15 protein-coding genes and 7 pseudogenes are annotated in these 24315 nt (G+C 51.4%); 13 read left to right on the top strand and 9 right to left on the bottom strand.

Translation table 11 applies throughout. The features are described 5' to 3' along the window. Positions 1 to 342 precede the first annotated feature (342 nt). From DYA43_RS22795 to DYA43_RS22810, 4 genes are all read left to right on the top strand, one after another. A complete protein-coding gene (locus DYA43_RS22795; RefSeq protein WP_061055780.1) occupies positions 343 to 1185 on the top strand; it encodes a DUF3100 domain-containing protein in 843 nt (280 codons plus the stop codon). After that, entirely contained in the window at positions 1178 to 1648 is a 471-nt protein-coding gene (locus DYA43_RS22800; protein WP_061055781.1) for a hypothetical protein, read from the top strand. Before DYA43_RS22795 ends, DYA43_RS22800 begins: the two co-directional genes overlap by 8 nt. 144 nt (positions 1649 to 1792) lie before the next feature. Continuing rightward, complete coding sequence (locus DYA43_RS22805; RefSeq protein ID WP_081094707.1) at positions 1793 to 2968, top strand: M20 aminoacylase family protein; 1176 nt, start codon at positions 1793 to 1795, stop codon at positions 2966 to 2968. 21 nt (positions 2969 to 2989) lie between these two features. Then, complete coding sequence (locus DYA43_RS22810) at positions 2990 to 3898, top strand: LysR family transcriptional regulator (RefSeq protein WP_055453740.1); 909 nt, start codon at positions 2990 to 2992, stop codon at positions 3896 to 3898. 19 nt (positions 3899 to 3917) lie between these two features. Here the strand turns inward: DYA43_RS22810 and DYA43_RS22815 are convergent, their stop codons facing one another. From DYA43_RS22815 to DYA43_RS22845, 7 genes and pseudogenes are all read right to left on the bottom strand, one after another. Further along, a complete protein-coding gene (locus DYA43_RS22815) occupies positions 3918 to 5144 on the bottom strand; it encodes an MDR family MFS transporter (RefSeq protein WP_061055782.1) in 1227 nt (408 codons plus the stop codon). Then, on the bottom strand, positions 5145 to 5921 hold the full coding sequence (locus DYA43_RS22820; RefSeq protein ID WP_020328297.1) for an ABC transporter ATP-binding protein: 777 nt from the start codon (positions 5919 to 5921) through the stop codon (positions 5145 to 5147). It lies immediately after the preceding gene. Positions 5922 to 5923: 2 nt separating this feature from the next. Then, positions 5924 to 6976, bottom strand: a complete 1053-nt coding sequence (locus tag DYA43_RS22825) for a FecCD family ABC transporter permease (RefSeq protein ID WP_061055783.1) — start codon at positions 6974 to 6976, stop codon at positions 5924 to 5926. A 55-nt stretch (positions 6977 to 7031) separates the two neighbouring features. Next, positions 7032 to 8123 (bottom strand): ABC transporter substrate-binding protein, encoded by a 1092-nt coding sequence (locus DYA43_RS22830; RefSeq protein ID WP_061055784.1) that lies wholly within the window; start codon positions 8121 to 8123, stop codon positions 7032 to 7034. A 556-nt stretch (positions 8124 to 8679) separates the two neighbouring features. Beyond that, complete coding sequence (locus DYA43_RS22835; RefSeq protein WP_230857687.1) at positions 8680 to 9636, bottom strand: TRAP transporter substrate-binding protein; 957 nt, start codon at positions 9634 to 9636, stop codon at positions 8680 to 8682. A gap of 29 nt (positions 9637 to 9665) precedes the next feature. Beyond that, positions 9666 to 11025 (bottom strand): annotated as a pseudogene (locus DYA43_RS22840) (TRAP transporter large permease). A 24-nt stretch (positions 11026 to 11049) separates the two neighbouring features. Continuing rightward, a pseudogene (locus DYA43_RS22845) lies at positions 11050 to 11570 on the bottom strand (TRAP transporter small permease). Positions 11571 to 11923: 353 nt separating this feature from the next. On the opposite strand from DYA43_RS22845, the pseudogene uxaC reads away from it, so the two are divergent. The 3 genes and pseudogenes from uxaC to DYA43_RS23215 all read left to right on the top strand — a co-directional run bounded on the left by uxaC (position 11924) and on the right by DYA43_RS23215 (position 15595). Continuing rightward, positions 11924 to 13337, top strand: a pseudogene (gene uxaC, locus DYA43_RS22850) (glucuronate isomerase). Positions 13338 to 13410: 73 nt separating this feature from the next. Beyond that, positions 13411 to 15150 (top strand): tagaturonate reductase, encoded by a 1740-nt coding sequence (locus tag DYA43_RS22855; RefSeq protein WP_172465310.1) that lies wholly within the window; start codon positions 13411 to 13413, stop codon positions 15148 to 15150. A gap of 58 nt (positions 15151 to 15208) precedes the next feature. After that, complete coding sequence (locus DYA43_RS23215) at positions 15209 to 15595, top strand: UxaA family hydrolase (protein WP_172465311.1); 387 nt, start codon at positions 15209 to 15211, stop codon at positions 15593 to 15595. Between the two features lie 1095 nt (positions 15596 to 16690). Here DYA43_RS23215 and DYA43_RS23020 read toward each other — a convergent pair. Then, positions 16691 to 16864, bottom strand: coding sequence for a hypothetical protein (locus tag DYA43_RS23020; protein WP_172465312.1), 174 nt, complete (start codon positions 16862 to 16864; stop codon positions 16691 to 16693). A 614-nt stretch (positions 16865 to 17478) separates the two neighbouring features. Between DYA43_RS23020 and DYA43_RS22870 the strand changes: the two are divergent. The 6 genes and pseudogenes from DYA43_RS22870 to DYA43_RS22895 form a co-directional block, all read left to right on the top strand. Then, positions 17479 to 18121, top strand: a pseudogene (locus DYA43_RS22870) (DNA-3-methyladenine glycosylase I); the annotation flags it as partial. A gap of 185 nt (positions 18122 to 18306) precedes the next feature. Beyond that, positions 18307 to 18591 carry a PepSY domain-containing protein gene (locus DYA43_RS22875; protein WP_020328279.1) on the top strand — a complete coding sequence of 95 codons (285 nt, stop codon included), beginning with the start codon at positions 18307 to 18309 and terminating at the stop codon, positions 18589 to 18591. Beyond that, the gene (locus DYA43_RS22880; RefSeq protein ID WP_055453181.1) at positions 18584 to 19102 is read left to right on the top strand and encodes a cytochrome b/b6 domain-containing protein; all 519 of its coding nucleotides are present in this window, start codon (positions 18584 to 18586) and stop codon (positions 19100 to 19102) included. Before DYA43_RS22875 ends, DYA43_RS22880 begins: the two co-directional genes overlap by 8 nt. A 450-nt stretch (positions 19103 to 19552) precedes the next feature. Continuing rightward, on the top strand, positions 19553 to 20644 hold the full coding sequence (gene pdhA / locus DYA43_RS22885; RefSeq protein WP_061055788.1) for a pyruvate dehydrogenase (acetyl-transferring) E1 component subunit alpha: 1092 nt from the start codon (positions 19553 to 19555) through the stop codon (positions 20642 to 20644). Then, positions 20637 to 21624: pseudogene (locus DYA43_RS22890) on the top strand (alpha-ketoacid dehydrogenase subunit beta). Before pdhA ends, DYA43_RS22890 begins: the two are co-directional and overlap by 8 nt. After that, positions 21621 to 22770, top strand: a pseudogene (locus DYA43_RS22895) (dihydrolipoamide acetyltransferase family protein). Before DYA43_RS22890 ends, DYA43_RS22895 begins: the two co-directional pseudogenes overlap by 4 nt. 670 nt (positions 22771 to 23440) lie before the next feature. On the opposite strand, the pseudogene DYA43_RS23225 reads toward DYA43_RS22895, so the two are convergent. Beyond that, positions 23441 to 24315: pseudogene (locus tag DYA43_RS23225) on the bottom strand (electron transfer flavoprotein subunit alpha/FixB family protein); the annotation flags it as partial.

Below are 24315 nucleotides of genomic sequence, written 5' to 3' on the forward strand. Positions count from 1 at the left end.
GACTACGGAGATCGTGTATAACGCAAATACTCAATGAAGTCGAGAACAGAAAATAACCGATCTGAAAAAACACCTTCCCGTAAGATGATTGCCTGGTCTTTGAAGACTGATGCAGAAAGAGGCTGCCTGCGTGCGAGGGGTTATGCAGAGATTTATCCTATCTTACGATTCAAAGCCAAGTAAACGTTTGCATTGCTACACAAAGCAACAGAATCATATCTTGTGTTGCCTTTTTTAGAACAAATCGTTGGTTTTATATCATTAGTTCCAACAATTTATTTATGGTTAAATCATTGAGCACGGTTTTACTATGGAAATAAAAATCAAATAAGGAAGCAAGCTATGGATAGTTTAAAAGGCCAGCTGGGAAACTGGCGGCTACATCTGACCGTCGTGGCAATATCGGTGGTTGCCGAACTGATCGGAATAATTAAAGTGCCACTGGGAAGCAGCAGCGTAGTGTTATTACCGCTGTTCTATGCTTTTATTTTTGGTCTGTTGCTCAACCCGAACGTGGTTAAAAAGGCCAAAGCGGTCATGAGTACAAAAGCCGCTGAAAAAGCCACACCCATTATCATTATTTCCGTTTTACCTTTTCTGGCTAAATTCGGCACATTGATCGGGCCATCACTGAATAAAATATTAGAAATTGGTCCAGCGATGATATTTCAGGAACTGGGAAACCTTGGCACGATATTAATTGCGATGCCTGTTGCGATTCTGGTATTGAAGATGGGACGTGAATCGGTCGGTGCCTGTTTCTCGATTGCCCGTGAACCGAATATCGCCCTGATTTCGGATAAATATGGCCTCAAAAGCCCGGAAGGTATCGGCGTCATGGGCGTCTATGTGATGGGTACCATGTTCGGCACGCTCTATTTTGGTCTGCTGGCTTCCTTGCTTGCTTCGACCAACTGGTTTGATCCGCGCGCCCTTGCCATGGCATGTGGGGTTGGCAGTGGCAGTATGACCGCCGCTTGCTCCGCCGCACTCGGTGCTTCTATTCCTGAAATGAAAGATGAAATCTTAGCACTGGCGGGAGCCAGTAACTTGCTGACCAATGCGACGGGTCTGTTTGTCGGCTTGTTTATCGCACTGCCGCTGACCGAGAAAATGTACCGTCTTCTGCCCAAGAATCAGCCAGTCCGTTCATCCGCAGCTCAAGGGAGTGACCTCAATGTCTAATGCAGCTACCGCAAAAAACGTTAACGCAAACATCAACCTGATTGATTACGCGATGGTACTGGTCATTGTGTGTATTATCGCCCTGATCAGTAACTGGACCGGAACCGGAATTACACCACTCTCCGCCCTACCCGGTATGATCATTATATTTGGCATGGCTATGGCAGGTTTATTTCTGGCCAAAGTGATGCCGTTTTATTTACCATCGGTCGCCTGGTTGTCATTGGTCAGTGTAATACTGACCATGCCAGCCTCTCCAGTATCTGAATTTATTCTGACCTACGTAAAAGAAATTAATTTCTTAAGTTTGGTCAGCCCGGTATTAGCATACGCTGGTTTAGCCATCAGCAAACAAGAAGTCACGACGTTTAAGTCAGCCGGCGGGAAAGTTGTTATTATCGCTCTGCTAGTCTTTACCGGGACATATTTAGGTTCCGCTATCATTGCGAATTTAGCTCTATAATTAATTATTCATCACCATGCTCAATAATTTGGCGCTGCAGTGCGATGGCGAATCAAAATAGCCAACGCCCTGCAACGTCAAATCAAACAATCTATTTCAACACGTCAGCCACTGATCGAAGTGCACATAATCAAGATGTGAAAAATGATGACTCAATATATTGATCAGAACTCAAAAGAACACCAACAACTGATTGCCTGGAGACGCGATCTCCATGCCCACCCAGAAACGGCTTATGAAGAGTTTCGTACGTCCGATACCATCGCCTCCATCCTGAGCGAACTCGGTTTGCAAATCGAACGCGGGCTCGGAGGCACAGGTATTGTCGCGACACTGCATGGCAATCAGGGCGACGGGCCGACCATCGGCCTGAGAGCGGATATGGATGCGCTCGATGTCGTAGAAATGAATGCCTTTGATCACTGCTCTAAGCATCACGGCAAAATGCACGCGTGCGGTCATGACGGTCATACGACCATGCTGCTGGGTGCAGCCGTCTCCTTGTCCAAAAATCCCGATTTCAAAGGTACTGTCCACTTCATTTTCCAACCGGCGGAAGAGAACGAAGCAGGCGCTAAAGCGATGATTGAAGATGGCTTATTCGAACGTTTCCCGATGCAGGAAGTGTATGGCCTGCACAACTGGCCTGCACTGCCAGCGGGTCAGGCCGCGGTGCATTATGGCGCGGTGATGGCCGCTTTCGATACGTTTGATATCACCATTAAAGGCGTAGGCGGACATGGCGCCATGCCGCATGATACGGTCGATCCTGTTTACACTGCCAGCCTGATTATCAACGCGCTACAAGGCATCATCAGCCGCAATCTTGACCCGCAAACATCCGGTGTGATCAGCGTGACTCAGGTTCATGGAGGCCACGCTTACAACGTGATTCCGGAAGAAGTGACATTGAAAGGCACAACACGCTCTTTCTGCCCGAAGGTGCGAGACTTGATTGAAACACGCATGCTGGATGTGGTCAGAGGGATTGCAAAAGCGCAAGGCTGTAAAGCTGATATTCTCTATTCACGCCGCTACCCGGCGACCATCAACACTCAGCCGGAAGCGGAGAAGTGTCAGCGCGTGCTTGAGTCCATGCCTGAGATTCAGCAGGTCCATGTAAACCCACCCGCGAGCATGGGCGGCGAAGATTTTGCCTTTATGCTGGAAAAACTGCCCGGCGCTTACATTTGGCTCGGCAACGGCAGCGACAACCATTCGCACAATCTGCACAGCCCGAATTACGACTTTAATGATGAGGTACTACCTATCGGTGCCAACTTCTGGGTTAAACTGGTTCAACATTTGTTAGCCGATTAATCGTACTCAGCGAAGGAACGTATGGACGAAAGAGCACTGAAATATTTTGAAGTGGTCGCAAAAACGAAAAGTATTCGTGCAGCCTCAGAAGTGCTGCACGTTTCACCTTCTGCAATCAGTCGAAAAGTGTCGCAACTTGAAGCTCAGCTTAACGTCCGTCTGATGGATCGGATTGGCCGTGGCGTCAATCTCACTCAGTCCGGCCTTCGCTTAGCCGAGTACATTCAGGACATCAACCAACGGAAAAATGATCTGGTGTCCGACCTGTCTGAAATCGAGCATCTGCAAACCGGAACGCTGCGCCTTTCTGTGGGAGGCGGTTTTATTCCGGACCTCATCAATCATGCCATCGCACAATTTTCTCACCGCCATCCGGGCGTCAAACTGATCCTACAGGTCGGTGGTGGAGATGACGTCATTGAAGGTATTAAGAGTGAGGAAGCCGATATCGGCATTCTGCTGAACGCGCCTCAGGATACCAAGGTGGATGTCCTGTTCTCCTGTCCGTTTCAGGAGCTGAGCCTGCTTGTACCGCCGCAGAGTCCATGGGCAAACATTCAGCTCTGCTCGCCTACACAACTCGCGGAGATCCCGCTCGCGCTGCTCAATGAAAGTTTCAGCATAAGACGTGCCATCAATCTTTATGAGGCGCGGCAGGAAATTCGCCTCAAAGAGATTCTGCTGTGTAACTCGTTTGAAGCGCTCAAGAGCTACGTCGAAGCCGGGCTTGGCGGAACGTTACTGCCGAAAGTCTGCGTGACGAAAGAGCTGAAAAATCAGTCCTTTGTGGCTATCGATATTGAAGGTATGCACACCCTGGACACCTCCGTTGATCTGGTGATTCGAAAAGGCAGGCCGCTCAGTGCCTCCATTCGAGAGATGAGAGATTGTATCGTCACCAGCATGAGTGCGTTTAATGCCGGCCTATGAGCCTGCGTTAAACGCAAACTCACGCCAGTTCCGGCTCTGATTCCTGCTGCTTGCTGACCTGAACATACAGCCCGATACCGGACAACGCGCCGAGCACGGCGAAGGTCAGCCACAACCAACCGGATGGAAACTGCGGTAAATCCAGCAACCAACCCGCTCCCCAGTTTCCCGCAAATGCAAAAAAGCCGCCGATACAAGAATAGAGGCCGTAATAACTGGCCAATTTGGACGGCGTGGCGAAGCGTGGCACGTAGGCACCAATCAGCGGATAAACCATCATTGAACCGGAGCTGAGCAGTATCGCGCACAGCACAAACGGCAATGGTGGCCACGGCGTAAAGTGCAGATTCAGCGCCAGAAATGCACTGCCCATCAACGCCATGCCAATCCCCATCCCTTTGGCGATACCAAGCTGTTTGTCCACCCAGTGACTGACTGGCAGTTGTAACAACACGCCCATCAATGACGACACCATAAATACCCAAGTGATCACCGACGGATCGCCAGTCTGAACCCGAGCCTGATGCGGAATAGACAGGTACAACTGATGAAACAGGATTTGATAGACGCACGCAGCGAATACAAAACGCATGAAGGGTTTGTTTTTCAGCATCGCCCACCAATCTAGCAGGAACAGTTGTTTTTCTGTCGCCGCCGGGGCGTGAACGTCTTTCGGCAGGTAATACCATTGCAGCAGAAGCAGAATGAAGAACACGCCTGCCGCCGAGAGTCCGACCCACATAAAGCTGACCGAGAACAACGTCAGACCAATCAGTGGGCCCAGCAACATCCCCGCTTCACTGGCCAGATTCTGCAAAGCAAACACTCGGTTACGCTCGCGAGCGTTCGGGTATTCCGAGGACAAATACGCCTGACTGCTGGGCGTAAACAGCGCGCCAGCAAAGCCGGTGCAAAACGCACCAACAAGAATCGCCGCAAAGCTGTCGCTGATCCCAAGCAAAAAGAAACCCACAATGCGGACGGCGCAACCGCACAGGATCATCGGTTTATAGCCGAACTTGTCACCCAGCGTGCCGCCAATCAGAAACAGCCCCTGCTGACTAAGCACACGCAGGCCGATGATGAAACCGATATACCAACCGCTGAAACCGAGATTTTGCAAATGCTCCGCCAGATAAGGCAGCAGCATGTAAAACCCGAGGTTGAAACTGAAACTGTTAAACACCAGCACCCGGCCAGCGGCAGAGAGCAATCGCCAGTCCTTGACGAAATGATGCAGCTTCATTTACGCGACCTTTTTCGAACGCAGCGTACGCACAAAAGGCACACCGTGTTCATCGGTGATGACTTGCGCCTCGACGTTATAAATATCTTGCACCAGCTCAGAGGTGAGTACCTGCTTGGGATGCCCGCAGGCCACCAGTTCACCCTGTTTCAGCACCAGCAGATTATCAGCATACTGCGCCGCCAGGTTGAGATCGTGCAGCACCATCAGTGTGATGTATTGCTGCTCGCGGGTTTGCGTCACCAGATGATCCAGCAGCACGTGCTGGTGATGAAGATCCAGCGCGCTGACCGGTTCGTCGAGCATCAGAATTTGTGGGTCACGCATCAGCGCCTGCGCAAACAGAATCATCTGACACTGACCACCACTGAGCGTGCGCACATCGCGGTTCGCCAGATGAGACAAGCCCATGCTTTCCAGAATTTCCAGCGCGCCGCGCAGCATGGTGTCGTCCACTCGCAGGCTCAGGGCATCCAACTTGCCCAGCAGCACCACTTCAATCACGGTGAGGTTGATGTCGAGGTGAATATCCTGCGGCATGTAGCCAAAACGCGAGCGCCAGTGCGGCAGTGATTTGATGCTCAGTTGATCGTGTTGATGCGAAATCGTGCCACTGTTGAGTTTGATATCGCCAAACAGCGTTTTCAGCAGCGTACTTTTACCCGTGCCATTCGGACCAAGGATCGCCGTCACCTGCCCAGGTTGCAACGTAAAGCTCATGTCACGCGCCAGCGTCAGCGAGCCAATCTGAATATTGAGTGTGTCAGCCTTCAGCATGATTAACCTCGCTTCGCCACGATCAGCCAAAAGAAGAATGGCACGCCGATAATTGCCGTCACAATCCCGATCGGAAACAGCGCGCCCGGCACAATCACTTTTGACAACACAGAAGCCGTTGAAAGCAAAAATGCGCCGATTAGGAATGAAAGTGGCAGGAAGAAGCGTTGATCTTCGCCCACCAGAATTTTAGCGATGTTGGGTGCCACAATGCCGATAAAGCCAATAATGCCGACAAAACTGGTTACGGTTGCCGTCATTACCGCCACGATAAACAGAATTTTAAGGCGCAGGCGCTGCACGTTCACACCGACGCTTTTTGCGCGCTCTTCGCCCAAACGCAGCGCTGTCAGTTTCCACGAATCCCGCATCAGCAGAGCAAAACCGCCCATCACCACCACGGCGGTGATGGTTAAGTTGCTCCACGTCGCTTTCGACAGACTGCCAAACAGCCAGAACAGAATTTGTTGGCTCAGCTCCGGTGAGGCGATGAACTGCACCAGCGACAACAGCGACTGAAACAGAAACAGCAACGCAATCCCCGCCAGAATCAACTGGCCTGACGTAATGTGACGCATGGAGGCCAAAGCAAACAGAAAACAGGCCGACAACATACAACACAAGAATGCGCCCAGCGGCACCGCGTAATAGCTGTCCATGCCCAGCGAACCGATGTAGAGCATCAGCGCCGCACCAAAGCCTGCCGCCGCAGCCATGCCCAGTGTGTACGGACTGGCCATCGGGTTATTGAGCAGCGTCTGCATTTCTGCGCCACCAACCCCAAGCGAGCCACCGACAATGATCGCCATCAGCGCAATTGGCAAACGCAGGTTGGTGACAATCACGCGGGTTGAACCATCAACCTGAAATGGCAGGCCGATAAATTCCAGCAGCGCATTCAGCACGCGCGATGCATCCAGCATCGACGGGCCAGTCATGATATCGAGCACAAAGGAAGCCAATAAAATGGTGCCAAATGCACAAAGCACCACCCAGCGGCGGCGCTCACTCTTTCGTTGTTGTTCAATCGCTTGTAAAAGTATCGCGGATTGCATGTCACATTACCTGATTACACAAAGAGCAAGCGGCACATGAAAGTGCCGCTAAGAATTATTCAGAAAGAGAAACCGCAAAGGTGCCGGTTGGTGTCACCGGTAGGTACTCTTTATAGAAGTTGATGTATTCCGCTTCCGGGTCGAGATCATTGAACAGATCCGGGTAGAGCGCTTTGGCGATGAACTGAATCATCGGGCCATCGAGAATACTGCGGCACGCACCGTGGTAGATACTGATCATGCGGTTGTTTTTCACCGCAGGCAGGCTATCCCATCCCAGGCGCTGTTTGTAACCTTTCAGGCGAGCCAGCGCGGTCGCGCGGTCAACGTCCTGACCAATCACCATCGCATCATCAGCACCGCCAAATTCATAGCCGGTGATCAGCAGTACATCCGGCTGAGCAGCCAGAACCTGCTCTGGGTTGAGGTGACCCCACCACTCGACAAACGGTTTAGAGATGTTTTCACCGCCTGCCATTTCCGACATCGCACCCCACATGTTTTTACCGAAGGTGTAGCCGTACTCTTTGGTGCCAGGAAAACCAAATTCCGCGTAAATGGTGGGTTTAGGCAGGTTCGCTTTGGCCAGACGATCCGCCACCAGCTGAACCATGTCCTGATATTGTTTCGCGATTTTCTCCGCGCGCGCTTCCTGACCGGTGATCTGGCCGATGATCAGGGTGCTTTGTACGTGACGTTCAACGGTTTGTGCGTTGTAATCCACCACAATCACCGGAATGCCAGCGTCTTCAATGCGATTGACATCGTTGCCAAGGCCTTTGAACTGCCAGTCAGCCAGGACCAGCAAGTCGGGATTGAGACTAATCACCTTCTCTACCGAGAACGTTTGTGTGTCCACTTTGCCAACGTCTGGCAGCGTTTCCAATGACGGACGGTGCGCAACATACATCGCCCAGTTAGCAGGACGCCACTTCTCCCAAATCCCTTTCGACATACCCACCACGTTATCAAACGATTTTTCGGTACCGATCGCCATGTAGTCTTCCCCGTAGAAGCCCAGCACAACGCGTTTTGCCGGAAGATCCAGCGTCACTTGACGATCAAGGACGTCAGTCACCGTCGTCACTTGAGCAAATACCTGCGGTGCAAACGAAATCAGCAACAGGGTCAGCAGCCGTTTTATCATTGTTATTTCCTTATCAACGAAGAGGGTCAGAAAGTAGTCTGGAAGCTATCTTATTTATATTTCCAACAATATCAATAAAAATGAATTCAACAATCATTCTCATTTAACTAATTGTACAAATAACTAGCAATCTGAATCCTCTAGCCCAAATTCCACTGCCCTTTTTCACCTATATGGATGACCAAATTAAGGGCGAATGCAGAATTCTCGGCACTCCTGAATGTAACTTAATTACAATAAAACAGCTATTCACAGTGTTTCACTTCTGTTTTGATGGAAAATTACGCAAATTTGTTGATCCACGTCATAAACAGGAGTAAAGTGTGACCAAAATCTCATTTAGTTATGTCGATTAAGGTGACGTTATGTACGATAAAAAACAATCTTGGTCTATCAACCTTCGCGAGTTATTCGGCATGCTGGCAATGTTTTCAGCCACTTCATTGGTGGTTCTGATGCTGAGCCTGACCTGGGTTAATTTCTAAACCCGGGTGTAACGCGCAAAGAAAAGGCACTGCTCAGCAGTGCCTTTTTCGTTTCGGGTTTATGCCACTGTTTAGTGGATAGACTGAATCTGATCCAGTAGCGGAACCAAATCCGGGTTGTCCGTTTTGAACTTGTCGTACACAGGTTGCACAGCCGCCTGGAACTTAGCGATATCGCTTTCCACAAACGTGACGTTGTGCTGCTTCAGATCCTGCGTTGCTTTCTCAACGTATTTCGCCCAATTGTCTTCCTGCACTTTCACCGTTTCTTTCGCGGCTTTACGCACGCCTTCACGCTGCTCGTCCGTCAGTGAGTCCCATACGCTGGTTGAAATTACCAGTACGTCCGGCACCATAGTATGGTTGTCGCGCGAGAACACATTCTTCACTTCATAGTGGCGTGATGAATAATATGACGGCACGTTGTTCTCTGCCCCATCCACCACGCCTTGTTGCATCGCAGAATATAGTTCGCCGTATGGCAGTGGCACCGGCGTACCACCGAGCGCTTTGATGGTATCGATGGACAGTGCCGAGTTCTGCACGCGAATCTTCAAGCCTTTCAAATCGTCCGGCGTTTTGATGGGTTTGCTGGTGTAGAAGCTGCGTGAACCTGCATCCAGGAACGCAAGGCCGATAAAGCCCGCATCACGTGATGAGGCCAGAATCTCTTCGCCAATCGGGCCATTGAGCACCGCGTCATATTGCGCGCGGTCTTTATACAGGTATGGCAGCGACAATAGTTTGTAGTCAGGCGCAAAGGTGTTCAGCGTCGCCGCACTGGCTTTCGTGAACGCGACTGTACCGTTTTGCACCATCTGCAAGCCTTCAGACTCATCGCCCAACGTACCGTTCGGGTACACTTTCACGCGCAGATTGGCCTCTTTTTTCACCTGATCCGCAAAGTACTCCAGCGATTGGTGAACCGGGTGTTCGGTTGGCAGCGCATGTGACAATTTCAGGGTGGCAGCATACACGTTGCTGCCCAGCAGGGTTGATACCGTGCACGCCAAAAGTAGTTTGTTCATCGTTTTCATTTCACAGTCCTATATTGGTTTTAATAGTTATATCCAGCCAGATGCGGCAACCACAAAGATAGAGAAGGGATCAACGTAACAATCGCTAACGTAATGATCATAATGAAGAACAGTGGAATCAGTTTCGGTACCACTTGTCCTAATTTCGTGTCATACACACTACAGCCGACGAACAGCGCCGTGCCGACCGGAGGCGTACAGATACCGATACACAGGTTGAACACCATGATGATGCCAAAGTGAATCGGGTCGATGCCCATCTGCGTTGCGATAGGCAGGAAGATCGGCGTAAAAATCAGCACCGCCGGTGTCATGTCCATAAAGGTGCCGATGATGAGCAGAATGACGTTCATCAGCAGAATGATCATGATTGGGTTATTCGACGCTTCCAGAATGAAATCGGAAATGAACGTCGGGATATCCGCATTCGCCATTGACCACGACATCGCCGATGACGTCGCCACCATCAGCAGTACGATGGAAGTCGTCACCACGCTGTCGACCAGAATCGGGAAGATGTCGCCAGTTTTCAGCTCTTTATACGCAAAACCAAGTAGCAAGCTGTACACCACCGCAATCGCCGAGGCTTCCGTCGCGGTAAAAATACCCGCCAGAATACCGCCCATGATGATCACCACCAGACCAAGGCTTGGCAGCGCATCCAAAATGACTTTGCTGGCTTTTTCGTTGAACTCGTATTTTTTCGCGCGGAATGTTGTACTTCGACCCGAGCAGGAAAATGCCCACCATGATGCCGAGCCCCATCAAAATGCCCGGCAGATAACCCGCAATAAACAGGTACTGCACCGAGGTCGAGCTGACCAAGGCGTACAGAATAAGAATGTTGGATGGCGGAATCAGCAAACCCGCCGGGCACGACGATACGTTAATCGCGGTCGAGAAGTCTGCCGGGTATTTGTGCTTATCCTGCAGCGGACGCATGATGCCACCGACGGCCGCAGCAGAAGCGGTAGCCGAGCCTGAAAGCGCACCAAACATCATGTTGGCAATCACGTTCACGTGCGACAGTGCGCCCGGAAGGCGGCCACCAAATAACATCGCAAAGTTGATCAGGCGGCTGGCCAGCCCTCCCCGGTTCATCAGGTTGCCGGCGACAATAAAGAACGGCAGCGCTAACAAACCAAAGTTGTTGAGGCCATTGGCCAGCTTTTGCGAAATCAGGATGGAGGTTTTGTCGATCGGGAAATCAACAAACACGGTCAGAAACGCTGCCAGGCCGATTGAGAAAGCAATCGGCACGCCAAGCACCAGCAATACCGCCAACGTTCCGAACAGAACGATCACCGGGAAAATATCGTAAAACATATCCGGCGCGTTCATCAGGAATTCTTGTGAAAATAACAAATCCGTTAATGTCATGATGTCTGTTCCTAACGCGAGACTTTATACGCGGTGATGACTGCGATTTTGGGTCAGAAAATAAATCGCTCTGAAAATATCCAGAACACCAAAATAGGTGATCAGCGCCCCGGAAATAGGCACGACCAAATACACATAGCCAATTAATAAATGTTTTCCGCCAATCACAATGCCCGGAGATATTTGTCCGTTTGCAATCGTTGAGCTCACCAACAAATAACCGCCGTAGATAAAGGCTATCGTTGATAACATCACCACAATCAGGTTGGTCAGAATGGATAGAACGTTTCTTCCTTTTTCACCGTATCTTGAGGAAAGAAGCTCCAGCGCCAGATGGCGTCGGATTGAGAAGGTATACGCCCCCCCAGTACCCCAATCCAAATAAGCAGATAACGTGACAGTTCATCGGTGAAATTGGCCGGGTCATTTAACACAAAACGGGTAAAGACTTGCCAAACCACAGCGATGATCATCACAGCCATAAATAGAGTCAGCAGCAGGCGAAGCCCTCTGTTTATATACTCATTGATTAACTCAATTATCATTGCGTTTCTCTTCTGGTAACGGCCACACACTATTTATTACTCAAACCAGGGTCTTATCTTTTTTCATTTGTGGGGCCATCATTCTCGTCCTGAAATGCCCTTAATTGGTCTGACTAATTGCAAAACATATATTACATGTCGAAAATAGAAAAAACCAAAACGAGATCAAAAAACACTACTTTTTGTATAACAACTTTCAAAAATCAGATCCCACCGACAAAAACACAATAAGCAACGCCAATAACGTGACTCAAGACACACAATATAGCTCTATAGCCTCGTTAGACTCTTGAACAAGCCGACATCTGATGTATCTTTAAAATCAAATTGGTATAACAACTGAGATTAAGGACATGACCACTTTCCTCTCTGAGAATTTTCTGCTGCATAACGAGTTTGCGCGTCGCCTGTATCACGACGTCGCCGCGGACATGCCTATCATTGATTACCACTGTCACCTACCACCACAACAAGTGGCCGACGACTATCGTTTTCAGAACCTGACCGATATCTGGCTACGTGGCGACCATTACAAATGGCGCGCGATGCGCAGTAACGGTGTGGACGAACGTCTGTGTACTGGTGACGCATCAGACAAAGACAAATTCATGGCCTTTGCCCGCACGGTGCCGTTTACCATCGGTAACCCGATTTACCACTGGACGCACCTCGAATTGCGTCGTCCGTTTGGTATAACAGGCATGGTATTGAATGAAGAGAGCGCCCCGCGCGTTTGGGATCAGTGCAATGAAATGCTGGCCAGCCCAGAGTTCAGTGCGCGCGCGATCATGCAGAAGATGAACGTGGAAATGGTCGGTACCACCGACGATCCGATTGACGATTTGAGCGCGCACAAACGTGTCGCTGAAGATAAAGACTTCCCGGTACAAATGCTGCCAAGCTGGCGTCCGGACAAAGCGTTTAACATCCACCTCGACACCTTCGCCGATTACATGGCAGCGCTGGCCGAAGTGGCAGACGTTGAGATTCATCGCTTTGCCGATTTGTGCCAGGCGCTGGACAAACGCCTGCAACATTTCGCCGATCATGGCTGCTGCGTGACCGACCATGCGCTCGATACGGTGAGCTACGAAGACGCGACAGAGCAAGAGCTCGATGCCATCTTAACCAAACGCCTTGCAGGCGGCGCAGTGACGCCCTTTGAAACCGCGCAATTTAAAACCGCTGTGCTGGTTTATCTGGGGAAAGAGTACGCCAAACGCGGCTGGGTGCAGCAGTATCACATCGGTGCACTGCGCAACAACAACCAACGCATGTTCAATCTGCTTGGCCCGGACACGGGTTTCGATTCCATCAATGACGGCGAAGTGGCCCTGCCGCTGGCGCGACTGCTGAACGCGCTGGACCGTGACGACGCGCTGCCTAAAACCATTCTTTATTGCTTGAAACCCACGCGATAACGAAGTCATTGCGACAATGTGTGGCAACTTCCAGGGCGGCGGCGTGGAAGGCAAGATCCAGTTCGGCTCGGGTTGGTGGTTCAACGATCAGAAAGATGGCATGGAACGTCAGATGACGCAGCTCGCGCAACTGGGCTTGCTGAGCCGTTTTGTCGGCATGCTGACCGACAGCCGCAGCTTCCTTTCTTATACCCGCCACGAATATTTCCGCCGCATTCTGTGCCAGATGATTGGCCAATGGGTGGAAAACGGCGAAGCGCCAGCTGACTTTGATCTGCTGAGCCGCATGGTGTCGGACATCTGCTACCACAACGCAAAAAACTATTTTGGCATCACGCACAAGTGATCCACTTTTGCCACGTTTAAACGCCCGAGATTCGCTGCCCGCCACAAGGTTGGGCAGCCCCCAACAGGTACTTATGATGAAACAACTTAATCGCGATACTTTTCCCGGCCCGTCTTATCCGACCAAAATCATTCAGTTTGGTGAGGGCAACTTTCTGCGCGCATTCTTGGACTGGCAAATTGACCAGTTGAACCAACACACCGACTTCAACGCTGGCGTCAGTGTCATTCGCCCAATTGGCGGCGAGTTTCCACCCAGTCTCAATACGCAACATGGCTTGTACACCACGCTGATTCGTGGTCTGGATGAGTCCGGCGAAGCGGTGTCTCAGTCTCGCATCATCTATTCAGTCAACGAAGAGCTGTCGGCGTACCGCGAATTCGAAGCGATTCTGGAGCGCGCGAAAAACCCGGACATTGAGTTTGTCTTCTCCAATACCACCGAAGCGGGCATTGCGTTTGTCGACAGCGATCAACTGGGCGATTTGCCGCCAAGCAGCTACCCCGCCAAACTGACCCGCATGTTGTGGGAGCGCTTCAATCACTTCGACGGCGCCCAAGACAAAGGTTGGACCCTCATTCCTTGTGAGCTGATTGACTACAACGGCGAAGCACTTAAAGCCATCGTATTGCGTTACATCGACCTTTGGGAACTACCTGCGGCGTTTCGTAACTGGGTGGAAAGTGCTAATACGTTCTGCTCCACCTTGGTGGATCGCATTGTCACTGGCTATCCAAAAGATGAAGTGGCCGCTTTGGAAGCCGAACTCAACTACCGCGACACCTTTATGGTCAGCGCAGAGAACTTCTACCTGTTCGTGATTCAAGGCCCGCAATGGCTGAACCAAGCCCTGTGTCTTGATCAACTGAGCGACGAACAGGCACTGAACATCAAAATCGTCGATGACATCAAGCCATACAAAGAGCGTAAAGTCGCCATTTTGAATGGTGCTCACACCGCGTTAGTGCCGGTGGCGTTTCAGGCCGGCATCGATACGGTGGGCGACAGCATGCAAGACGAGCAGATCGCCGCGTACCTCAAAGCGGTGATGTTTGACGAAATCATTCCGACCTTGTCGTTGCCAAAAGATGAACTGCACGCCTTTGCGCACGATGTCGAATATCGCTTCAAAAACCCGTACATCAAGCATTTGTTATTGTCGATTGCGCTCAACAGCATGACCAAGTTCAAAACGCGTATTCTGCCGCAGTTGCTCACCTACCAGCAGACACAAGGTCAACTGCCGCGTTACCTGAGCTTTGCGCTGGCAGCTCTCATCACCTTCTATCGCGGGCAACGCGCTGAGGGTGAGTATGTCCTCGCCGATGACCAGCCTTGGCTCGATTTCTTTGCCAGCGAATGGCCAAAAGTCGACCGTGGCGAAAGCAGCCACCGCGAACTGGTTCACGGCGTATTGAGCAATGCCGCGCACTGGGAAACAGACCTCGCCCGCGTTCCTGGGCTGGCAGAACGCGTGACGGCGCACGTTGAACGCATTTGCGCGCAAGGTATGCGAGACGCGCGCTCAGCCGTTGTTAAGGGGAAGCTTGTGAATCCATTACTCAAAATTCATCCGAGCGATAACGTCGCCGTGGCGCTGCGCGATTTAGACGCAGGGTTGACCGTGGAACTCGATGGTCAAACCCTGACGTTGCTGGAAGCCATTCCACAAGCGCACAAAGTAGCACTGAAGGATTTCGCGCCAAACGATCGGGTGATCAAGTACGGCGCGCCAATTGGCCATGCTTTGGCGCGATTGCCATCGGGCAGCGAGTGTATCAAGACAACATTCGCACCAACCTCAGCGACCTGAATGACTACGACTACCAGCCCGATTTTCAGTCGGTCAGTAGCTCACTGGCCAATACCCGGTGTCGCTCTATCGCCGCGCCAATGGAAGCGTCGGCATTCGCAACGAACTGTGGATCATTCCGACTGTGGGCTGCGTCAATGCCATGGCCAAGATGATGAAAAAGCAGGTCGAAGCGGACATGGATCTGTCCCACATCGACGGCATTCAGGTCTTCACCCATCAATATGGCTGCTCGCAACTGGGCGATGACCACAACAACACCAAGTTGCTGTTGCAGAATCTGGTCAAACATCCCAACGCGGGCGGGGTTCTGGTGGTTGGCCTTGGCTGTGAAAACAACCAAGTGAATGCGTTTCGTGACTCGACTCGGCGATTTCGACCGCGGGCGGATCTGGATTATTCGACTCACACGATCATCTGCGAAGAGAAACGGCGCTCCGAATGATGAAGAAACTGCTCGACAAATATGCAAGCGATCACGTGAAGCCGGGCCTATTGAGCGGAAATGCGCCGAGTGCTTGACATTGCCGGTGAGTCGAACTAATACCTGGAGGCCGGTTGGCGCGTTCTTCCGTTACTTGGTGACGCAAATGGGCACCACGGTCGTATCATGGGAAGCCCAATGCCCGCGGCCGACACAATTCTCATAGCCGCTGCGCCGACAAAACCACCTTCCGCGGAGCTAAGATGAGTTACGATATTCTCAACGGTGAGTTTCGCCAAAACCAATGTACCTTAACCCAACGTCGGCACAAAAGCGGGCGGCAATTTCCACGTGGAAGAGAAATCACCTGCGTCGTAGCCAAAAAAGCGCCGCAGCCAAGTGATGGATGTTATGGCCTATGGCGAGCGGTTGTCGAAACTACTCTCAGACTTTACTCAGAGCCCGGCACATCGAGCGATTGCCACACTCGCCTTAGTCGAGGGCGGTCTGCCAGTAGGGCTTTCAGGTACGGGACGCGGCACGCATTATCGGGGCCCGTGCGGACCCTTGAAAAGGCCGACCAACAGCGATTCTGGAAGACCGCAACCATCACGGATATGATTCAACGCTGGTGCATTGGTTGAAGGCAACGTGGATGGAGAATTTACTACTAGAGAGTTTTATCAGTAGAGCCGATTCGTCATGGCAGAGCCGACCCGTAATGAGCTGAAATGATTCGTGTAATCGCAGGTGGTTCAGAGCGGGTGACGGTTGTAACTCAGCAAATATAATTAAACTCAAAGCAAGACAGATACCGCGCGAAGACGGCCTACTGCCCGCCTGATTTTTTATTGCACTCAGGTCGTGACCAGATAGTGCAATAAAGCGTATGTCTTAGCCTCAAATTCATCAGACAGAGTCGGTGCGTCTGTCGCAAAGCAGAAACGGGTCCGTATCCGTCCTCGAAACCACAAACAGCATCTGCTTGGTGTTTTCCAAAATGTGCCCACACGCCCTGAGCGCCGCCTTGGGGTCACCGCTGATTCAAATCTTGACGATTTTCCTGAGCTGCGCCTGCCAACTTGGCATTTTGTTGTCTTCGATGGTGTCGTTTGCTTACTTCCAGTACGGGTTGTTCTCAGCGTGTTTTGAGAGCATCGTCTCCCACAGCACAGCCGACGAGTTCTTGCGTACAGGGACAAGGCTGATGTTGAATTCGGCTGTCCCGTAGGAATCGGCGGTGTAATCATCAGATTTGGCTTGCTTCTTGATGTTCTCTAGCGCGACCAAAATCTGCTTGGTCGCGTTGGTAGACCGAAACTGCGCATGTTGCTTTCAAACAACCTGACGCCCGTGCACAGCTCGAATGGTGCCCAGGGAGGCATGAGCTGACGGTGCGCAATCCCCGCACTTCCTCGTGCAATCGGCGTTTCGATAGTGGTGTTGATGACCACGAATCCCGAGCATTTCCAGCATTCGACGTAAACCTCCCACTCAGCACTGATCATCGCTTCGCGAATGCACCGTCGGCTTACTTCCAATCTCCGGCTGACTCAACGCTCGGCTGGCAGCATATCGCCCCACCGGTATAGACCTTGGCAAATATGGTTTTAAGCGGGTAGCATATCTTCTGATAAAGCTTAACGTTCGGTTCCCATACTATCCACGAACAACTTGTTATACCAAATTATTAAGCCATCAAGGAAACTGCACAGGTAAACACAAACTCGATCGCCATTAATCAATTTTAAACGGCTCGCACATCATTTTTGCTCACGAAATAGAACACCCGTGCCGACGTAAAAACGCTCTGTTAGACTGTTGGTTTCTCAAACCAAAAAGTGGCACTTGACATTGACGGATAAAAGTTTCAATCAATCTAATCACGTGCGCCGCGAGCCACAGGGAGAGAAGACCAACTTGAGAACGCGCTGAAAAAGCGCTCCACAAAGGCCGACCGAGTTAGCCGCAGTTCCTGAAGATCGCTGGTTATCGGCGTTCAGCATGAAGGTATTTCAGAGTGGTATTTCATGGGATGTGGTGCGTAAGAAGTGGCCCAACTTTGAAGAGCTGTTTTTCCAGTTTCGCATCGAACCTCTGCTGATGCTGTCTGATGAAGTGTGGGAACAGAAAGCCCAAGATCCGAAAATCATTCGCCACTTGGCCAAAGTGATGTCGATTCCCAAGAACGCGCGCATGATCTATGAAGCGCGTCAGGAGCACGGTTCATTCAGTGAGATGGTCGCCAACTGGCCGATTGAACGCATCACCGAATTGTGGGAATACCTGAAAAAGCACGGTGATCGTTTAGGTGGTAACACGGGGCCGTACACGCTGCGCCAAATGGGCGCCGATACCTTTATTCTGTCCGGTGATGTGGAAGCCTACCTGCGTAACACCGGTATTATCGAAGGCGGCAAGAACACCAAACGCTCTATGCAAGCCGCCAACGAAGCGTTTTGCCAATGGCAGCAGGAATCTGGCCGCAGCATCAGTGAAATCAGCCAGATCATTGCCTTCAGCACGGGTGATAACCGCGTGATGTAACCTTCCAATAAGCCAGAGCGGACGCAAATTGGCTCTGGCTTTCTCTTCTTGTGCATTTATCTCTCATCCATCGACACCTTGCTTTGTTACCCATAATTATTCAGTCACATTTCTTTCTTAAGTTTCTCTAAGTGTCTGGAGTCATAGTAGCTCTCAGACAACATCGACAACGTTAAGGAGAAGCTATGTCTGTCATTACACCTCTGCGCACCGGATTACTTGTTGCCGCTATGGCCGTTTCATCTGCGGCGTTTGCAGACCCAACCTGTACCACAGAGCCAGAATCAAGCTGGATGCCTTTTGATCAGGCGAAGCAGCAAGTTTTGGACATGGGCTACAAAATCAAGAAATTCAAAACCACCAAAACCAGCTGTTATGAGTTGTATGGCTACGATGCTGAAAATAAACGCGTCGAAATTTACTTCAACCCTGTCGACATGAGCAAAGTAAAAGAGGAGAAAGATGACTAAACCTTACGTTTGGGACGGCGTCGTTCGTCTGACCCACTGGGTCGTTGCGGCGCTTTTCCTGTCGAACTACTTTCTCACCGAAGCAGGTAGTGAAACGCACGAATGGGTAGGATATTTTGTCCTGGCTGCACTTTCAGTGCGGCTGACCTGGGGGATCATCACCGATTCCCCGGCGAGCCTTTCGGCATTTAAACCGTCAGTGAATAAGGCGCTATCACACTTAAAAGAAGTCTTGGCAACCAAAGAAGACGAACACATCGGCCATAACCCGGCAGGTGCGGTGATGATTTGGGTCATGTGGCTGGCATTGATTGCAACGGCGTTAACCGGCTGGGCAACCCAGTGGGATATATTCTGGGGTGAGGACGCGATGAAAGCAGTGCACGAATTCTTCGCCAACCTGACGATGTTTGCTGTCGCTACGCACATTGGTGCCGTGATCTTTATGACCCATTGGGTGAAACGCCCTTACGTCAAAAGCATGCTGCCTCAGCGTGGCCGTGAGAAATAAAATACCGAGAAAAGAGAAAGCAAATGGCTTTCTCTTTTTCATTTTCCCTTACCAACACAAATTTTTTGTTCCCCATATTTGTGCAAAATTTGATTCCAACATAGTGAATCTTTTCAGAGTTTCCGACCAAGCAACTCAAAAACTGGCATTTTCTGCTACTTTTGGGCGAGTGTAAGCTTTCCTTTACTCTCATCCTCCCGTCAATTTCATGCGAATTTTAACAATTTAGTTACACTTACCTTATCCGGTTATACCAAGATTCATCACTAGATAAATGTGGTATTAACAGCAAGATAAAACGCCGTTATCGGAATTCGCAGGACACTATTTCAAAACTGTCCATCACGCTGCCACCTGCGCATTCCTCTCCACATTGATCTCGGTATCACCTTTGGCGTAACGATGTGAATTGCTGCCATCTTCGATGCGTAGCGTCAAAAGGAGCTTGAGATGAACGTTCAGGCATTACCCATGGAACGATTTATCGACCACCATGGCAATCTGGTTAAGCCGCTTCCCGATTGGGCAGATGTGTCAACGCTGACCGGTTTTTATCGCGATATGCTACTGACCCGAACCTACGATCACAAAGCGGTTGCGCTGCAACGCACCGGCAAACTCGGCACCTATCCGTCCCATTTGGGTGCAGAAGCCATCGGCATTGCCGTGGGTCGGGCGCTCAAAGTGGACGATGTGTTTGTTCCCTATTATCGCGATATGCCAGCCATGTGGGCGCGCGGCATCGGCATGGAAAAGAACCTGCAATACTGGGGTGGCGATGAGCGCGGCAGTGATTTCACCCCTGATGAACATTTGCATTGTCGCGACCTGCCGTTTTGCGTACCGATCGCTACCCAATGCACGCACGCCGTGGGCGTCGCTTCAGCGCTGAAAATTCAGGGCAATCATCAGGCGGCGTTAGTGATGTGCGGCGACGGCGGGACATCGAAAGGCGATTTCCTAGAAGCCATCAACTGCGCGGGCGCGTGGCACATTCCGCTGGTGTTTGTGGTCAACAACAACCAGTGGGCGATTTCCGTCCCGCGCCATCTGCAATGTGCGGCAGATTTCTTGTCTCAGAAAGCGTTGGGTGCCGGGATTCCGGGCCTGACTGTCGATGGCAACGACATTGTGGCCATGTACGATGCGGTGCGCACTAGCCTTGACCGGGCGCGTAAAGGCAAAGGCTCAACCTTAATTGAAGCGGTCAGCTATCGGTTAAGCGACCACACCACCGCCGACGATGCCAGCCGCTATCGCAGTGATGATGAGCTGCAACAGGCGTGGCAATTTGAACCGATTGCCCGGTTGAAAACCTATCTGATGAACAGCGGCGTGTGGACCGAGCAGGACGAAGAGCAGTGGCTCACTCACTGCAAGGAAGTAGTGGAACACGCGGTGCAGTGCTATCTCGATATCACCCCGCAACCGCCTGAAGCCGCGTTCGATTTTCTCTACGAATCGCTCACGCCGGATCTCCACGCGCAGCGTGACGAACTGATCAACAAAGCAATGCGCATGCAGGGAGGCAAACATGGCTGAAATGACCTTAGTTGAAGCTGTCAACCTGGCTTTGCATTATGAGATGGAACACGATCCGAACGTGATTGTGCTCGGCGAAGACGTCGGCGACAACGGCGGTGTATTTCGCGCCACCGTCGGCCTCAAAGACAAATTTGGTTTTAAACGCGTGATAGACACGCCGCTCGCTCGCTGAAGCGCTGATTGGCGGTGTGGCCGTGGGCATGGCCACCCAAGGCTTGCGTCCGGTGGCCGAGTTTCAGTTCCAGGGCTTTGTGTTTCCGGCGATGGAGCATTTGATGTGCCATGCCGCGCGCATACGCAACCGCACCCGTGGCCGCCTAACCTGCCCGGCCGTGTTCCGCGCGCCATTTGGCGGCGGGATACATGCGCCTGAGCACCACTCTGAAAGTGTGGAAGCCCTGTTTGCGCACGTGCCCGGTTTTAAAGTGGTCGTCCCATCTTCCCCTCAGCGTGCCTACGGTTTGCTGCTGGCTGCGATTCGCAGCAACGATCCGGTGATGTTCTTTGAACCGAAACGCATCTATCGCACCGTCAAATCCGATGTCACCGACAACGGTGAAGCCCTGCCACTCGATACCTGCTTTACCCTGCGTAAAGGCCGCGATGTCACGTTGGTCACTTGGGGCGCCTGCGTCGTAGAATCATTACAGGCAGCCAAAACCTTGTCCGCGCAAGGCATTGAAGTGGAGGTGGTCGATTTGGCCAGCATCAAACCGCTCGACATGAACACCATCTTGCGCTCGCTGGAGAAAACCGGGCGTTTGCTGGTGGTGCATGAAGCCAGCAAAACCTGCGGCGTCGGCTCGGAAATTCTGGCGCGCGTGGCGGAGCAGGCGATGTGTCTGCTCAAAGCGCCACCCAAACGTGTCACCGGTATGGACACCATCATGCCCTACTACAAAAATGAAGAGTATTTCATGATTCAGGAACAGGACATCGTGCTGGCTGCGCGAGAGTTAGTGGAGGGTTGGAAATGAAGTCATTTATGTTACCCGACCTCGGTGAGGGGTTAGCCGAATCAGAAATCGTCGAATGGCATGTCAACGTCGGCGATGTGGTCAAAGTCGATCAGGTCGTGCTGACGGTGGAAACCGCCAAAGCCACCGTTGAAGTGCCCGCACCTTACGCGGGTAAAATCGTCAGCCGTCACGGCAATGAAGGCGATGTGATCAACATCGGCAGTCTGCTTCTGGAAATTGAAGAACTCGACAGCGCTGGCAACGCCATATCCACTACCAAGAAAAAGCAAGACGCGGCGACCGTGGTCGGCAATGTATCCCACCAGTCACACAATGTGGATGTGGATGACTTCTGGGTGGGCAGCAGCGAGCATGCCAATCCAGCGAAGAAATCACTCTCCGCCCTGCCCTCAGCCCGCTTGCTGGCGCAGCGTCTCGGAGTGGATTTACAGCGTTTACAAGGCACCGGGCCTGATGGTTTGATTGTCGATAGTGATGTGCAGAATGCTGCCGACCAACAGATCCCCGGCACTGAAGTGCTCAAAGGCGCGCGGAGAACCATGGTCAATACCATGACCGAATCGCACCTGCAAGTCGCGGCGGTCACTATTACCGAAGAAGCCCTGCTGACCGAGTGGAAGCCGGGTGAAGACATCTCGATTCGCCTCATTCAGGCGATTGTCTATGCCTGCCAGCAAGAGCCGGCGATGAATGCCTGGTTTGATGCCGAAACCATGACCCGCTGCGTGCACAGCACCGTCAATATCGGGATTGCGGTCGACAGCACGCATGGGCTGTATGTGCCAGTCCTGCGCCGCGCGGATGAGTTTGAACCACAAGCCATGCGTGAATGGCTCGATACCACCGTGCAAGGGATTCGCGAACGCAAAATTGGCCGCGAACAGTTGCAAACACCACTATCACGTTATCCAACTTCGGTGCAATTGCCGGGATCTTTGCGACGCCAGTCGTCTCACCGCCTCAGGTCACCATTGTTGGTGCCGGTCGCATCATCGAAAAGTGATGATCAAAGACGAGCAATTGATGAACGTGAAAGCAATGCCGCTGTCGATTACCTTCGACCACCGTGCCTGTACAGGTGGTGAAGCGGCCCGCTTTGCCCGCGCGCTGGTGCAGGATCTGCAACGTCCAAGCGCAACTTGAGCAACAGCGAATCTGCTTAACCAAAAACCACCTCTTTCGAAGGTGGTTTTCTTTTGCAGCAACTCATGTGCATGCACAGCCAGCATCGACATCCAAATCAGGGGAAAACTCACGCCTAAAACAGACAAATCAGTCAAAAATCACACTGCATGATAAAAAACTTGAAAATTCCGGAATTTTACCAATAAAACTTATCAACATTAGGTCAATTTAGCCTAACAGTACTGCAATTTCTTTTGAAAGAGCGCGTATTTTGACCATACTTAACATCAAACCTCACTGTTGAGGTGTGCTCGTTAAGGAGCGGTTATGTTTACCAAAATACTTATGCTCGCTACTTGTCTAAGTTTCAGCTTTTTTTTAGCGGTAGCGTTTTGTCTGAAGACCGCGCTGGCAATAGCGCGACAGGCCCCATCGTCATGTGCGAGTTGCCAGACGGTACAACAAAGCAATTGCCGATAGTGATATGCCAGCACAATAAGTAATCGTTAAAAAGGGAGCACAATGTGCTCCCTTTCTTTTGCCAACCGAACAAACAATCAGGTCGTGACTTTTGCAAAACTATCAAAAAGTACAACTACAACTTGATTGCTCAAATAAACACAAGAAATATTAAGTTATTAACCCGTTTTTAAAAAAGACGCTTTCCAAAACAATTTATTCATTCATCTCACACCGATCTAATCAGCTCCGGCATGATCTCAAATAAATCCCCGACCAAGCCGTAGTCGGCGATCTGGAAAATTGGCGCGTCCGGGTCGCTGTTAATGGCGACGATCACTCTAGAATCTTTCATGCCGGCCAAGTGCTGAATTGCGCCGGAAATCCCCACCGCAATGTAGAGTTCTGGTGCCACGATTTTACCGGTCTGACCGACTTGCAAATCGTTGGAGACGAATCCGGCATCGACGCCGCACGTGACGCGCCAATGGCACCGCCGAGTTTGTCAGCGAGCTGTTCCACCAGTGCGAAGTTTTCTTTACTCCCCAGACCTCGGCCACCGGAAATCACCACTCTGGCGGCAGGCAGTTCGGGACGTGCGCTTTCCACTTTTTGCTGCGAGACAAACTGCGACGTCGCCGATTCAATAGCGTGATCAACGGTTTTCACCTCCGCATTTCCTCCCGTACTGGCGACGGCATCAAAGGCTGAGCTACGAATCGTCATCACTTTGATCGCATCCAGTGATTTCACTTTGGCCAGCGCGTTGCCTGCATAAATGGGGCGAACCACAATCTCTGGCGATTCAATCGCAATCACATCAGAAAGTTGCCCCAATCGAGCAACGCAGCCACTCGCGGCAGCAGGTTTTTACCAAACGTCGTTGCAGACGCGAGTACGTGGGAGTGGTTGCGCGCGATTTCTGCCACCAACGCCGCGCCGTTTTCTGCCAGGCGATGTTCATAAACGGGATTGTCGGCCAGCAGCACATGGCTGACCCCCGCACAAGTTTTTGCCGCCTCTGCAACCACGGCACACGCCGCGCCCATCACAAGTACACTCACCTCTCCGCCAATTGCCTTAGCTGCCTGCAAAGTTCGTAAT

This window comes from Vibrio fluvialis (genome assembly GCF_900460245.1).
GTDB lineage: Bacteria > Pseudomonadota > Gammaproteobacteria > Enterobacterales > Vibrionaceae > Vibrio > Vibrio fluvialis.